The 13,892-nt window shown below is 65.7% G+C and carries 11 protein-coding genes; 7 read left to right on the top strand and 4 right to left on the bottom strand.

The window, feature by feature from the left end; genetic code table 11:
- Positions 1–57: 57 nt before the first annotated feature.
- Entirely contained in the window at positions 58–2,643 is a 2,586-nt protein-coding gene (gene cphA / locus NMB41_RS07315; protein WP_494381812.1) for a cyanophycin synthetase, read from the top strand.
- Positions 2,644–2,701: 58 nt separating this feature from the next.
- Positions 2,702–3,328, top strand: coding sequence for a LysE family translocator (locus NMB41_RS07310; RefSeq protein ID WP_494381811.1), 627 nt, complete (start codon positions 2,702–2,704; stop codon positions 3,326–3,328).
- A gap of 5 nt (positions 3,329–3,333) precedes the next feature.
- Here the strand turns inward: NMB41_RS07310 and NMB41_RS07305 are convergent, their stop codons facing one another.
- The 3 genes from NMB41_RS07305 to NMB41_RS07295 all read right to left on the bottom strand — a co-directional run bounded on the left by NMB41_RS07305 (position 3,334) and on the right by NMB41_RS07295 (position 6,657).
- Positions 3,334–3,966, bottom strand: coding sequence for a PEP-CTERM sorting domain-containing protein (locus NMB41_RS07305; protein ID WP_494381810.1), 633 nt, complete (start codon positions 3,964–3,966; stop codon positions 3,334–3,336).
- Between the two features lie 168 nt (positions 3,967–4,134).
- Positions 4,135–6,153: a hybrid sensor histidine kinase/response regulator gene (locus tag NMB41_RS07300; RefSeq protein WP_494381809.1), complete on the bottom strand. Its 2,019-nt coding sequence runs from the start codon at positions 6,151–6,153 to the stop codon at positions 4,135–4,137.
- A 126-nt stretch (positions 6,154–6,279) separates the two neighbouring features.
- Positions 6,280–6,657, bottom strand: coding sequence for a hypothetical protein (locus NMB41_RS07295; RefSeq protein WP_494381808.1), 378 nt, complete (start codon positions 6,655–6,657; stop codon positions 6,280–6,282).
- A 204-nt stretch (positions 6,658–6,861) separates the two neighbouring features.
- Between NMB41_RS07295 and NMB41_RS07290 the strand changes: the two genes are divergently transcribed.
- From NMB41_RS07290 to NMB41_RS07280, 3 genes are all read left to right on the top strand, one after another.
- On the top strand, positions 6,862–7,311 hold the full coding sequence (locus NMB41_RS07290; RefSeq protein ID WP_494381807.1) for a response regulator: 450 nt from the start codon (positions 6,862–6,864) through the stop codon (positions 7,309–7,311).
- Between the two features lie 82 nt (positions 7,312–7,393).
- Positions 7,394–10,054, top strand: coding sequence for a DNA mismatch repair protein MutS (gene mutS / locus NMB41_RS07285; protein ID WP_494381806.1), 2,661 nt, complete (start codon positions 7,394–7,396; stop codon positions 10,052–10,054).
- Positions 10,054–11,007 carry a hypothetical protein gene (locus tag NMB41_RS07280; protein WP_494381805.1) on the top strand — a complete coding sequence of 318 codons (954 nt, stop codon included), beginning with the start codon at positions 10,054–10,056 and terminating at the stop codon, positions 11,005–11,007. Before mutS ends, NMB41_RS07280 begins: the two co-directional genes overlap by 1 nt.
- Positions 11,008–11,221: 214 nt before the next feature.
- Here NMB41_RS07280 and NMB41_RS07275 read toward each other — a convergent pair whose 3' ends face one another.
- The gene (locus tag NMB41_RS07275) at positions 11,222–11,764 is read right to left on the bottom strand and encodes an FKBP-type peptidyl-prolyl cis-trans isomerase (RefSeq protein ID WP_494381804.1); all 543 of its coding nucleotides are present in this window, start codon (positions 11,762–11,764) and stop codon (positions 11,222–11,224) included.
- Positions 11,765–11,841: 77 nt separating this feature from the next.
- Between NMB41_RS07275 and NMB41_RS07270 the strand changes: the two genes are divergently transcribed.
- Together NMB41_RS07270 and NMB41_RS07265 are read left to right on the top strand one after the other, a co-directional pair.
- Entirely contained in the window at positions 11,842–12,963 is a 1,122-nt protein-coding gene (locus tag NMB41_RS07270; RefSeq protein ID WP_494381803.1) for a ribosomal protein uL16 3-hydroxylase, read from the top strand.
- Positions 12,964–12,966: 3 nt separating this feature from the next.
- Complete coding sequence (locus tag NMB41_RS07265) at positions 12,967–13,446, top strand: DUF7931 domain-containing protein (protein WP_494381802.1); 480 nt, start codon at positions 12,967–12,969, stop codon at positions 13,444–13,446.
- Positions 13,447–13,892: the final 446 nt, after the last annotated feature.

Here is a 13,892-nt window from a genome sequence, read left to right as displayed (position 1 = left end):
GCCGCAGTTGCAACAGCACGGCGGCAGGCGCGACCCATATTAAAGGAATGAAGGTTTATGGAAGTATCTCGCGTACGGGCCTTGCGCGGCCCTAACCTCTGGAGCCACCACACCTCGGTCGAGGCGATCGTCGCCTGCACTCCGGAGGAGGAATCGATCGCCACCCTGGCTGGCTTCGAGTCGCGCCTGCGTTCGCGCTTTCCCCAGCTCGGCCAATTGCAGCCTTTCGGCCATGAAGAAGACGTCACGGACCCGGTGCCGATGGCCGAAGTGCTGGAAATCGTGGCGCTGGCCCTGCAGGCCGAAGCCGGCTGCCCGGTGACCTTCAGCCGCACCACCGCCACCCTCGAACCCGGCATCTACCAGGTCGTGGTCGAGTATTCCGAAGAAGACGTCGGCCGCCTGGCCCTGAGCCTGGCGCAGCAGCTGATCGAAGCGGCCGTTGCGGACGCGCCTTTCGATCTGGACGCGGCCCTCCTGCAACTGCGCGACGTCGACGAGGACGTGCGCCTCGGCCCGTCGACCGGGTCGATCGTGCAGGCCGCCGTCGAACGTAACATTCCGTTCCGCCGCCTGACCGAAGGCAGCCTCGTGATGTTCGGCTGGGGCAGCAAGCAGCGCCGCATCCAGGCCGCCGAGATCGACGCCACCGGCGCGATCGCCGAGACCATCGCCCAGGACAAGGAGCTGACCAAGCGCCTGCTGGACGCCGCCGGCGTGCCGGTGCCGCTCGGGCGCGTCGTGCTCGATGCGGACGACGCCTGGGTCGCCGCGCAAGAGATCGGCCTGCCGGTCGTGATCAAGCCGAAGGACGGCAATCAGGGCAAGGGCGTGACGGTCAACATCACGACCCGGGAACAGATCGCCGCCGGCTTCCATTCGGCCTCGGAGTTCCGCGACGATATCCTGGTCGAGCGCTACCTGCCTGGCCACGATTACCGCCTGCTCGTCATCGGCGACAAGCTGGTCGCCGCCGCGCGCCGCGATCCGCCGATCGTGGTCGGCGACGGCGTGCACACGGTGCGCCAGCTGGTCGACCAGGTCAACCTCGACCCTCGCCGCGGCAACGGGCACTCGACCTCGCTGACCAAGATCCGTTTCGACGACATCGCGCTGGGCAGCCTGGCCAAGCAAGGCCTGGAAGCCGACTCGGTGGCTGAAAAGGGCCGCCGCGTCGTGCTGCGCAATAACGCCAACCTGTCGACCGGCGGCTCGGCCACCGACGTCACCGACGACGTCCATCCGGAAGTGGCCGCGCGCGCGATTGCCGCCGCCCACATGGTGGGCCTGGACATCTGCGGCGTCGACCTGGTGTGCGATTCGGTCCTCAAACCGATCGAAGAGCAAGGCGGCGGCATCGTCGAAGTCAATGCCGCGCCCGGCCTGCGCATGCACCTCTCGCCCTCGTTCGGCAAGGGCCGCGACGTCGGCGAAGCCATCATGCAGACCCTGTTCAAGGATGGCGACGACGGCCGCATTCCGGTGGTGGCCGTCACCGGCACCAACGGCAAGACCACCACCGTGCGCCTGATCGCGCATTTGCTCACTGCCTCCGGCCTGCGCACCGGCATGACGAACACCGACGGTGTCTATATCGAAGGGCGCCGCATCGACAGCGGCGACTGCAGCGGCCCGCGCAGCGCGCGCAACGTGCTGCTGCACCCGGACGTCGACGCGGCCGTGTTCGAAACCGCGCGCGGCGGCCTGCTGCGCGAAGGCCTGGCCTTCGACCGCTGCGAAGTGGCGGTGGTGACCAACATCGGCGCCGGGGACCACCTCGGCCTGAACTACATCACCACGCTGGAAGACCTGGCGGTGCTCAAACGCGTCATCGTGCAGAACGTGAAGGTCGGCGGCATGGCGGTACTGAACGCGGCCGATCCGGTCGTCGCCGCCATGGCCGAGAACACCAAAGGCGACGTCACTTTCTTCGCCCAGGACGGCGGCCATCCCCTGATGGCCATGCACCGCGCCCAGGGCCGGCGCGTCGTCTACGTGGACGGCGCCTCGCTCGTCTGCGCCCAGGGCAAGCAGGAAACCCGGATCGCGCTGGCGGAGGTGCCGATCACGCGCGGCGGCGTCATCGGCTTCCAGGTCGAGAACGTCATGGCCTCCGTTGCTGCCGCCTGGGCCGTGAATCTCGACTGGGACAAGATCCGCCTCGGCCTGAAGACCTTTGTCGGCGAGAGCGACAATGCGCCCGGCCGCTTCAACGTCTTCGACTACAAAGGCGCGACCCTGATCGCCGACTACGGCCACAACCCGGACGCGATCGCGGCCCTGGTGTCGGCGGTCGAGAACATGCCGGCCAAGCGCCGCCTTGTCGTCATTAGCGGCGCCGGCGACCGGCGCGACCAGGACATCACCCAGCAAACCGAAATCCTGGGCAAGGCCTTTGACGACGTGCTGCTCTACCAGGACCAGTGCCAGCGCGGGCGTCCCGACGGCGAAGTCGTCGCGCTGCTGCGCCAGGGCCTGAACGGCGCCACGCGCACCAGCCATGTCGAGGAAATCAACGGCGAATTCGTCGCGATCGACCGCGCGCTGGCGCGCTTGAACGAGGGCGATCTGTGCCTGATCCTGATCGACCAGGTCGATGCGGCGCTGGCGCATATCACCCAGCGGGTCGCGGACTCAAAGTAATACCCGTTGGGTGGGCCGGTTTCACGCCCACCCAACGTCCTTTTCTCAAATAAAAATAATGCTCGCACCCGAACAATTTTTCGGCTTCCTGCTCGCCGCCATCCTGCTCACCGCTTCCCCCGGCCCCGACAACCTGATGGTGCTTGGCCTGGGCATGTCCAAGGGCCGCAAGCAAGGCATGGTCTTCGGCCTGGGCTGCGCGCTCGGCTGCCTGAGCCACACCTTCCTGGCCGTGATCGGCGTGAGCGCCATCATCGCCGCCTCCCCCACCGCCTTCACGGCGCTGCGCATCGGGGGTGGGCTGTACCTGGTGTGGCTGGGGATCGGTGCGCTGCGCAGCACGGGCGGGCAGTCGGCGGCGGCGGACGGCGCGCCGGCGCAGTCGCTGAAAAGCCTGTTCATGAAAGGGCTGCTGGCGAACGCCATCAACCCGAAGGTGGTGCTGTTCTTCCTGTCGCTGCTGCCGCAGTTCGTGGTGGCCGCGAACGGCAATGTGCCGGGGCAGATGCTGGCGCTGGGCCTGACCTTCACCCTGCAGGCGGCGATCCTGTTCGGCCTGCTGGGTTATTTTGCCGGCGCCGTGGGCGCCTGGCTGGAACGCAAACCCGGCGCCGGCAAGTGGCTCGATCGCCTGGCCGGCACCGTCTTCATCGCGCTGGGCGTGAAACTGATCGTCTCACGCTGAGCTATTCAACGCTTGCGCCTGGCGCGCATGCCCATCAGGCCCAGGCCCAGTCCCAGCATCGCCAGCGTGGCCGGTTCCGGCACGGGCGCCGGGTCGTAGGTGATGTCGAGCGAAGCCGAGAAGAATTCGAGCGGATCGGCCGGGAAGAAGTCTTGCAGGTAAAGGGTCCAGCTGCCGTACAGGCTCATGCCGTCGAACAGCGACAATGACTCATCAGGACGGAAGCTGCCGGCCTCCACGCGCGGACCGAGCGAGCGCAAGGCCTCGTCGTCGAAGGTCACGCTGACGCGGCCAGCGCCGCCGCGCAAGCCTACGCTGTAGGTCGAGTACGGCTCGACCAGGGTGACTTGCTGGCCGTTCGGCCCCACCAGGACCAGCGTGAACTCATTCTCGAACGGCGAACCGCTGCCGGTGCAGGCGCTGCCATTCGGTCCGATCGGCGGATTGTCGCACTTCGAGAATTCGACCGTGAGGTTCACATCGGAGATCGTGCCGCGCACGTCGACGTTCAATGCGCGTGTCGCCTGGCTGCCATCGATGACGCCGTAGCTCGTGTTGGTGGCAACGACGGTGGCCGAGGCGCTGACGCAAGCGAAGGCGGTGATGATGAAGACGGCAAGACGGTGGATGCTACGCATGGATTCTCCTTATTGTTGATGTGTACATAAAAGCAATTTTCGTTCCACGATGTAAAAGATGCACTTTATCAAGCACTTACTGCCCGCCGTCCGCGGCAGCAGGCGGACGCTGTCAATTGCACCGACATCCAGGCTGGGTAGGGTATGCGGCGAGGATAGGACAGCGGGTCAATCGCGCCCTTCGCGCGCGAGCTGGGCCTGCACTTCTTCCGGTGCCGCCGGTTTCAACAGGTGGACATCGAACCCGGCTTCGCGCGAGCGGCGCCGGTCGTCGGCCGCGCCCCAGCCCGTCAGCGCGACCAGGCGCACCGCATCCAGGTCCGGCAAGGCGCGGATCGCGCGCGCGGCGCCATAACCGTCCAGGCGCGGCATGCCGATATCGAGGAAGGCCACCTGCGGCCGCAGTTCGCGGGCCAGGCGCACCGCTTCTTCGCCGTCATGCGCGACGCTGGTAATGTGCCCGGCCAGCTGGAGCAGCGCGCACAGGCTGTTGGCGGCGTCGATATTGTCGTCGGCGACCAGCACGCGCAGCGCGCGTGACGCCGGGGCGCTCGACGCTGCGGACGGCGCTGCCGCTGCGGGCCGGGCCCGCGCACCGAGCGGCAGGCGTACCGTAAAGGTACTGCCCTGGTTGATGCCGGCGCTGGCCGCACCGACGCTGCCGCCGTGCAGCTGCACCAGGTGACGCACCAGCGCGAGACCAATTCCGAGGCCCCCTTTCGCACGGTCGATGCTGCGCGCGACCTGGGTGAACATCTCGAATACCTCGGGCAGCGATTCGGCGGCGATGCCGATGCCGGTGTCGCCGACTTCGATGACGACCTCGCCGTCCTCGCGCCGCGCCGCCACCGTGATGCGCCCGCCCCGAGGCGTGTACTTGGCCGCGTTCGAGAGCAGGTTGGCGAGCACCTGGTTCAGGCGCACCGCATCGGCATCGAGCGGCAAGGGCTCGGCGGGCAGTTCGATCGCCAAGGCGTGCCCATTTGCCTCGATTAGCGGCAGGCTCGTTTCGACCGCGCTGGCGACCACGTCCTGCAAGGCCAGGGGTTCGGCCTGCAGCACCACCTTGCCGCTGGAGACGCGCGCGATGTCGAGCAAATCGTTGATCAGGTGGACCATGTGCCCGACCTGGCGCTCCATCATCGCGCGCACGCTGGCCTGCAGCGCCGGCTTGGCATCGGCCAGGCGCAGCAATTCGAGGCCGTTGCGGATCGGCGCCAGCGGGTTGCGCAGTTCGTGCGCGAGCGTGGCCAGGAACTCGGACTTGCGCCGGTCCGCTTCGACCAGCGCCTCGGCCCCGCGCACGCGTTCGATGTGGGCCCAGCAGCGCTCGACGACCGCGTCGACCAGCGCCACCTCGGCCTCGGTCCAGGAGCGCGGCTCGCGCTGGTGCACGGCCATCATCGCCACCAGGCGCCCGGCCTTGACCAGCGGGCAGCAGATGATGGCCTTGATGCCGATCGCGTTGAACATGTCGGCGCCGTCGACAGCGGCCAGCTCGCGGTCGACGTCGGCCACCAGCAGCGTTCGTCCCATGCGCAGGTTCGAGGTCGCGCGCGAGCCGAACAGGTCGAGCGAATAGGTGCCGACGGTGCTCATCACACCCTCGACGCGCCAGTCGTGGCGGATCGTGAAGCGGTCGTTGTCCGGCTCGAGGTCGGCATAGGCCACGCGCGTCACGCCCAGGTGCTCACCCAGGAGGCGCGTCGCCTCGCGCATGATCGCCTTCGGATCGTGCGCGATGCGGGTCGCTTCGCCGATCTCGTCGAGCAGGCGCAGGCGCTGCGCCACCATGCGCCGTTCCGTGACGTCGACGCCGGTCGCGGCGAGGAAGGCGATGCGGCCATCCTCCCCGCTGACCGGCGTAACCGTGAGGTCGGCGTAACGTTCGCTGCCGTCGGCGGCGCGGTAGGCCGACAGGCGCTGCACGGTCTCGCCTCCGGCCGCGGCCAGCGTGGCCGCACGCACCCCTTCCATTAGACCGGGCATGTGCGTCCACCAGCGGCATTCCCAGAATGGGCGGCCGATGACGTCCTCGCGCGCATAGCCGCCCAGCGCCAGCGAGACGCGGTTCATCTCGACGATGCTGCCGTCGAGCTTGAGCAGTGCCGCGAAGCTGCTGCCCTGCTCGAAAAAAGCGCGAAACATGGCGGTATGGGCGTCAAGAGACGGGCGGAGATCAGACACGGGTTTGTTTCCTGGAAATTACTTGTGCAGCCAAAACGTTGCGCAGGCTGAACGATAGCAGTTTCCCATCGGATTTGCGCGGCGCGGAAGTGACAGGCCGCGCGCGCGGGCGCCGGCGCCCTGCCCTCAACTGCCGAAATAACGCAGGTCGAAGTCGAGCGCCCATTCCACGCGGGAGGGCGACATCGGCGCCTGGATCGTCGCGTCGCATTCGCCCATCCATGCTTCGTTGGCGGCGTCGAGGCCGCGCTCGAAGCCGACGACGGCGCTCCCCGGCGCGACTGACCGCAACTCCTGGACGAAACTGCGGTCGCTGCCGGGCTGGACGCCGCCGACGCTGGTGAAGATGATGTCGAAGCGCACCGTGCCAAGCGCCTTGATGGCGGCACGCCGACCGGCGGCGGTGACGGCAATGTGGCCCATGTTGGCGAGCAGACGGCGGATATCGGCCGGATCGCGGGTCGAGGGATGTATCACGAGTATTGTTTTGCGTTGAGATGCCATGCTTAAGGGGTTATGCCGATTCCGGCAAAATCAAGCCTATATCGATAGTTTATTTTTATAGCATTCCTCTGGGCACGCTTTATCCCTCGCACTGTTATATACAAACAGCAATAGTTTGCACCCTCAGCCGGAATTGATTCATACTTGTCTTTTGCTTATCTGCTGCCCCGCCCGGGCGGCCCGCGATCTGTCCTGGGAGTGGCTGTGTACGGTACGACAAATGTCCGCTGGTGTTCGAAAGCTGTTCCGCCCGGTTTCGCCGGTGCGCCCCAGCCTGACGAGCAGGAAACCGGCAACGCGGCCGGCCTGGTGCGCAAGGTCCTGGTCGTCGACGACGAAGCGGACCTGGCCGACATGGCCGCAGCCTTGCTGACCAGCCGCGGCTTCGAGGTCGTCGTCGCCAATTCGGCCATGCAGGCGCTGCGCATTCTCGAACAGGACAGCGGCATCGACGCCGTCTTTTCCGATGTCATGATGCCTGGCATGAACGGCTTGCAACTGGCGGACGCCGTCAACGAATTCTTCCCCCGCATCAAGATCGTCCTGACCTCCGGCTACACCCAGCCGTCCATGCTGGCCGGCCGCGAGCGCAGCTATCTGTTCACCACCAAGCCCTACCGGATCGATACGATCCTGGCGCTGCTGCGCAGCTGAGCCCATCCTGCTGCCCAGCCAATGCCTGTAAAATGACGGTCCCTGGCCGGGCAATTGCCCCGCCTTACCGAACACGACCGACATGACCACCGTCCCTACCGAAATCAACGCCGCTGCCGCCCGCGCAACGTCGGAAAAAGTCACACCGATGATGCAGCAGTACCTGGGCATCAAGGCCGATTATCCGACCATGCTGGTCTTCTACCGCATGGGCGACTTCTACGAGCTGTTCCACGAAGACGCGGAGAAAGCCGCACGCATCCTCGGCATCACCCTGACCGCGCGCGGCGCCTCCAACGGCAATCCGATCAAGATGTGCGGCGTGCCCTTCCACTCGCTCGACGGCTATCTGGCCAAGCTGGTGAAACTGGGCGAATCCTGCGCGATCTGCGAGCAGATCGGCGACCCGGCGACGAGCAAAGGTCCGGTCGAACGCAAGGTGGTGCGCGTGGTCACGCCGGGCACCCTGACCGATTCCGACCTGCTACCCGAAAAGGCCGAGCGTTCGCTGCTGGCCATCTGCACGCTCTCGCAGCGCAAGTCGGCCACGGTGGGCCTGGCCTGGCTGTCGCTGGCCAGCGGCGGCCTGCGCCTGACGGAGTTCTCCGGCGACGAGCGTACGGTAGCGGCGCGCCTGGCGCAGGAGCTCGAACGCATCGCGCCGGCCGAAATCCTGCGCGCCGACGACGGCGACATGTTCGAGGAAAACCCGTTCGCCCACACCCAGCGCGTGCCGGAGTGGCATTTCGATGTGGTCAAGGGCCACAAGGCGCTGACCGAGCAGCTCGGCGTGGCCACCCTCACCGGCTTCGGCGCCGATGGGCTGGGCGCCGCGTTCGGCGCGGCCGGCGCGCTCTTGCGCTATGCGCAGGCGACCCAGGGCCGCGGCCTGCAGCACGTTAAGAGCCTGGCGGTCGAAAGCGAAAACGAATTCATCGGCCTGGACGCGGCCACCCGGCGCAACCTGGAACTGACCGAGACCATCCGCGGCCAGGAGTCGCCGACGCTGTTTTCCCTGCTCGACGGCTGCCGCACCGCGATGGGTTCGCGCATGCTGCGCCATTGGCTGCACCACGCCAAACGCGACCAGGCGGTCGCGCGTTCGCGCCATGAAGCGATCGAGGCGCTGGCCCAGGGCGATGCCACCGGCGCCCTGTCGAGCACCCTCAACGAAGTGCCCGACATCGAGCGCATCACGACGCGCATCGCGCTGCTGTCGGTGCGCCCGCGCGACCTGGCCAGCCTGCGCGACGGCCTGAAGCAGCTGCCGGCCTTGCGCGAGCAGGTCGCGCGCTGCTTCATCCCGGGCGACTCCTGCCTCTTGCGCGCACTGCACGAAGCCATCGATACCCCTTTGCCCTGCCTCGACCTGCTGGCACGCGCCGTGGCCGAAGAGCCGGCGGCGATGGTGCGCGACGGCGGGGTGTTTGCGGCCGGCTTCGACGCCGAACTGGACGAACTGCGCGCACTGTCGCAGAACGCCGGCCAGTTCCTGGTCGACCTCGAGACGCGCGAGCGCGCCCGCACGGGCATCGCCAACCTGCGCGTCGAATACAACCGGGTGCACGGCTTTTATATCGAGGTCACCAACGGCCAGGCCGACAAGGTGCCGGACGACTACCGCCGCCGCCAGACGCTGAAGAACTGCGAGCGCTACATCACGCCGGAACTGAAGGCCTTCGAGGACAAGGCGCTGTCGGCCCAGGACAAGGCCCTGGTGCGCGAAAAGGCGCTGTACGACGAGCTCTTGAGCTGTCTCGCCCCACACATCGGCGACCTGCAGCGCGTCGCCCGGGGCCTGGCCCAGATCGACACCCTGGTTGCCCTCACCAGCCATGCGCTGCGCCACAACTGGTGCGCCCCGCAACTGGTCGACGCGCCCTGCTTGAACATCGTCGAGGGCCGCCATCCGGTGGTGGAAAAACAGATCGAGCGCTTCATCGCCAACGACTGCAAGCTCTCCAACGAGCGGCGCCTGTTATTGATTACCGGCCCCAACATGGGCGGTAAATCGACCTTCATGCGCCAGACAGCACTGATCGTGCTGCTGGCCTATGTGGGCAGCTATGTGCCGGCGACGAGCGCCACGATCGGACCGATCGACCGCATCTTCACCCGCATCGGCGCCAACGACGACCTGGCCGGCGGCCGCTCGACCTTCATGGTCGAGATGACCGAATCGGCCGCGATCCTGAACGGCGCTACCGAACATTCGCTGGTGCTGATGGACGAAGTCGGGCGCGGCACCTCCACCTTCGACGGCCTGGCGCTGGCCTGGGCGATCGCGCGCCACCTGATCGACATCAGCCGCAGCTTCACCCTGTTCGCGACCCACTATTTCGAACTGACCCAGCTGCCCGAGAGCCACCCGAGCGCGGCCAACGTGCACCTGTCGGCGGTCGAGCACAAGGACACGATCGTGTTCCTGCACGCGGTGCAGGACGGCCCGGCTTCGCAGAGCTATGGCTTGCAGGTGGCGCAGCTGGCCGGCGTGCCGCCGGCGGTCATCAAGGCCGCGCGCAAGCACCTGGCGCGGCTCGAATCGCAGGCCGTCGGCACCACGCCGCAGCTCGACCTGTTCGCCCTGCCTTGCGACGACGCGCTGGAGGATGAAGCACCGCAGGCCGCGGTGCCCGCCGTGGCGCCGGCCCTGCTGGCCGCCCTGGACGAACTCGATCCGGATGCGCTCACCCCGCGCGAAGCCCTCGAGCGGCTGTACGAACTCAAGCGCCTGGCCGCCTGATGCCGTTTTTACGCCCCGCCCTGCTCGCCGCCGCGCTGTTGACGGCCCTGCCGGGGCCGCACGCCGGCGCGCGCGATGGCGGGACTGGCGTGCCGGAAGCGCACCGCTTCGGCGTCATCGGCCACAGCTTCACCAGGCCGGGCGACGAGCACTTCAAGAAGGCGCTGGCGGAGACGAGCGAGAAGTCGCTGGCCTTCGTTGTCGTCACCGGCATCAAGGCCGCCGGCGAGCCTTGCGGGGACAAGCTGTACCAGGAGCGGCACGACCTGATCGACAAGGCCAGGCGCCCCGTCATCGTGCTGCCGGCCGGCAGCGACTGGACCGATTGCCGCAACTCGGCCGGCCGCACCAACGCGGTCGAGCGCCTGAACCGGATGCGCGAACTGTTTCATGGCGAGCAGCAGTCGCTGGGCGCAAAGAAGCTGCCCTTGACGCGCCTGTCGATGAGCCCGCGCTTTCGCAGCTATGCCGAGAACGCGCACTGGAGCGTCGACTCGGTGCTGTACGCCACCGTCAATCTCCCCGCAAACAACAACCACTACCTTGCCGCGGCCGGGCGCAACAGCGAATACGAGGACCGCGCGGTGGCGACGCGCTTCTGGCTCAACCGCCTGTTCACGCTGGCGCGGCGCGACAAGGTCGATGCGATCGTTCTGTTCTCCGAAGGCGACCTGAAACCGCTGGCCGAGCAGACTGGCCTGCGCAGCCTGCTGCGCCGCGCGCCGGTCACGCGCGACGGTTTCGCGGCGACCCGCAACCAGGTGCAGCTGCTGGCGCAGAAATTCGAGGGCAAGGTGCTGCTGGTCGACAGTGCCGCGCTGCCAAAGAAGGCGAAGCCGGCGATCGAGTGGCGCGGCAACGTCGGGCATGTGTCGGTGGGAGGCGAAGCGATTGAAGTGAAGGTGACGCCGGGCGCGAAGGCCTTGTTCAGCCTGAAGGATGCGGGGGAGTGACGGGTGCGCGCGAACGCGGGGTGAAAGCCGGCTAACGTTGTGCGACGTTCCGCGTGGGCACGGAGTGCCCACCCTACGATGCACCGCCGTTGTAGGGTGGGCACTCCGTGCCCACGCGGATGCATGCATCCTGTTGGCAAGGCCAGTGCCGGCAACGGCAGCCCCCCACAACGTACAACCGGGGACTTTCGCCCCCGGTCATCGAACAATTCAATCAGTGCAGCGGCTGGCTACGGAAGTGGTCACCCTCTTCGCCGTCGTCGTCGCCGTCTTCACCGTGGTGGTGACCGTGGGCGCCGTGCACGTGGCCGTGGGCGATCTCTTCATCGGTCGCGGCGCGCACGTCGACGACCGACAGCTCGAAGCGCAGGGCCATGCCGGCCAGCGGGTGGTTACCGTCGAGGACGACCTTGTCGTCGGCGATTTCGGTGACGGTGAAGATCATCGGCTCGTCGTCGCCGCCATCGGCCATGCCTTCGAACTGCATGCCGACTTCCAGCGGCTCAGGCAGCAGCTTGCGGTCTTCGACCTTGACCAGCTCGGCATCGTAGTCGCCGAAGGCGTCGTCCGGCTCGACCTGCAGGGTCGACGCATAGCCGACTTCCTTGCCGTCGAGTTCTTCTTCGATCTTCGGCAGGGTGTTTTCGTAACCACCATGCAGATAGACCATCGGCTGCGAGCCTTCTTCGATCAGGTTGTTCTGTGCGTCCGACAGCTTGTAGTTGACCGTCACGACCGTATTCTTGGCAATCTTCATCGCGTTTCCTTTCGTTGTAAGGAGCGGATTATAACTTCCCTCGCCGCCTCCTGTAGCGGCGCTGGTTATAATGGCGCATGAAAAAATTACAGCTCCTGGGGAACATTACCCCCGCCCAGTTCCTGCGCGATTACTGGCACAAGAAGCCGCTGTTGATCCGCAATGCCATCCCCGGTTTCAAGCCGCTGCTCAAGTTCGACAAGCTCGCCGAGGCAGCTAGCCAAAACCACGTCGAGTCGCGCCTGGTGACGAATGTCGACGGCCAGTGGGACATGCAGTATGGTCCCCTGCCCAAACTGCCGCCGCGTACCCAGCGTGAATGGACGCTGCTCGTGCAGGGCGTGAACCTGATCGACGAACGCGCCGACGCGCTCCTGCGCGAGTTCCGCTTCCTGCCCGACGCGCGCCTGGACGACCTGATGGTGAGCTTCGCCACCGATGGCGGCGGCGTCGGCCCGCATTTCGATTCCTACGACGTGTTCCTGCTGCAGGCGCACGGCAAGCGCCGCTGGAAGATCAGCGCCCAGCAGGACCTGTCGCTGGTCGAAGGCATGCCGCTCAAGATCCTGTCGAACTTTACGCCTGATGAGGAATTCGTGCTGGAGCCGGGCGACATGCTCTACCTGCCCCCGCACTACGCGCACGACGGCGTGGCCGAGGGCGAATGCATGACCTATTCGATCGGTTTCCGTGCGCCCTCGTTCCAGGAACTGGGCGAAGCCTTCCTGCAGTTCATGGCCGATTCGATCGACCTGCCGGGCCGCTATGCCGACCCTGGCCTGCAGCCGGCCAGGAACCCGGCCGAGATCCCGCGCGAGATGCTCGCCAGCGTGACCGAAGAACTGAACAAGGTGCGTTTCGACGAGGAAGACGTCACGGTCTTCTTCGGCGAGTACATGTCCGAGCCGAAGCACAACGTGTTCTTCACGCCGCCCGCCAAGCCCCTCGTTGTCGGGCGCTTCATGGAGACGGCGGCAAAACGCGGCCTGAAACTGTCGCCGAAGTCGCTGATGCTCTACCGCGGCAAGCACGTCTTCATCAACGGCGAATCGTTTGCCGTGAGCCGTACGGACAAAATTGTCCTCGACGTGCTGGCCAACGAACGCAGGCTGTCGGGCGAAGCGCTGGCCCAGGCCTCGGACGACGTGCTGGAAGCGCTCTACACCTGGTATTGCGACGGCTGGGTCGAGCTGGGCTAAACGATGACCGCGCCGGCGCCCATCCCCTTCGACACCCGCCTGGCCCTGCAGGCGCAGTGGCGGGCGCTGCTCGGCAGGGCCACGCACCGGCTGGAGCTGTTCGATCCCGACTTTTCCGTCTATCCGCTGGACGCGCCGGATGTCGAAGCAACGCTGCGCGCTTTCCTGCGCAATGGCGGCATATTGCGCCTGGCGCTGCACGACACAATTTATATCGAGCGCGCTTGTCCACGGTTTCTGGGTATCGTGCGTTATTACAGTGAACGGGTCGAATGCCGCCGCAGTCCGCGTTCGTTGCGGCACCTGTCCGACTCGTTTACACTGGCCGATGGCCTGCATGTGGTGCGGCGTTTTCACTGTGACCACATGCGGGGCGAAGCGGCCTTCGATAACCCGGCGGCTGTCGAGTTGCCGGCATACCGTTTCGAGGCGCTTTGGGAAGAGTCCGGTCCAACTCTCCCACCGACTGTCACGGGACTGTAAATTGTCTGTAAATCAACATGTAAAGACGAATCTTGACCTTTGTAGCATCTTGTAACAAAATGAAGCTTATCAAGACACAAAATACTTCCATTTTGGCATGTGTTTTCTATTGCGAAGCAGTAAATTTGGCTATAATATCGGGTTAGGAAGGTTCCGTTGTCTATCAGGCACTGTTACCAGTATGAAAGCCACGAGAATTCCAAAAGAGCGATAATTACCGGTAATTATTAATCGCAACAAAAGTTCTAACTTAATTAAGGAAAAACCATGAAAAAATCCCTGCTGATCGTTTCCCTGATGGCTGTTGCTCTGGCTGCTTGCTCGAAAAAAGAAGAGACCACCACCACCACCACCACCCCAGCTGCTGTTGAAGCACCTGCTGCAACGACCACCACCGACGCTGCTGCTCCAGCAACGACGACCACCACCACCACCACCGACGCTGC

The sequence above is a fragment of the Massilia sp. FBCC-B171 genome (genome assembly GCF_059134155.1).
Note: the sequence above shows the minus strand (reverse complement) of the source record. Positions and strands in the feature narration are given on the sequence as shown.

What these genes read in the sequence shown, in the direction of transcription:
- cphA (WP_494381812.1), top strand. Translation starts at nt 58, where the DNA reads ATGGAAGTATCTCGCGTACGGGCCTTGCGCGGCCCTAACCTCTGGAGC.
- NMB41_RS07275 (WP_494381804.1), bottom strand. Translation starts at nt 11,764, where the DNA reads ATGAAGATTGCCAAGAATACGGTCGTGACGGTCAACTACAAGCTGTCG.
- mutS (WP_494381806.1), top strand. Translation starts at nt 7,394, where the DNA reads ATGACCACCGTCCCTACCGAAATCAACGCCGCTGCCGCCCGCGCAACG.
- NMB41_RS07305 (WP_494381810.1), bottom strand. Translation starts at nt 3,966, where the DNA reads ATGCGTAGCATCCACCGTCTTGCCGTCTTCATCATCACCGCCTTCGCT.
- NMB41_RS07310 (WP_494381811.1), top strand. Translation starts at nt 2,702, where the DNA reads ATGCTCGCACCCGAACAATTTTTCGGCTTCCTGCTCGCCGCCATCCTG.
- NMB41_RS07270 (WP_494381803.1), top strand. Translation starts at nt 11,842, where the DNA reads ATGAAAAAATTACAGCTCCTGGGGAACATTACCCCCGCCCAGTTCCTG.
- NMB41_RS07280 (WP_494381805.1), top strand. Translation starts at nt 10,054, where the DNA reads ATGCCGTTTTTACGCCCCGCCCTGCTCGCCGCCGCGCTGTTGACGGCC.
- NMB41_RS07265 (WP_494381802.1), top strand. Translation starts at nt 12,967, where the DNA reads ATGACCGCGCCGGCGCCCATCCCCTTCGACACCCGCCTGGCCCTGCAG.
- NMB41_RS07295 (WP_494381808.1), bottom strand. Translation starts at nt 6,657, where the DNA reads ATGGCATCTCAACGCAAAACAATACTCGTGATACATCCCTCGACCCGC.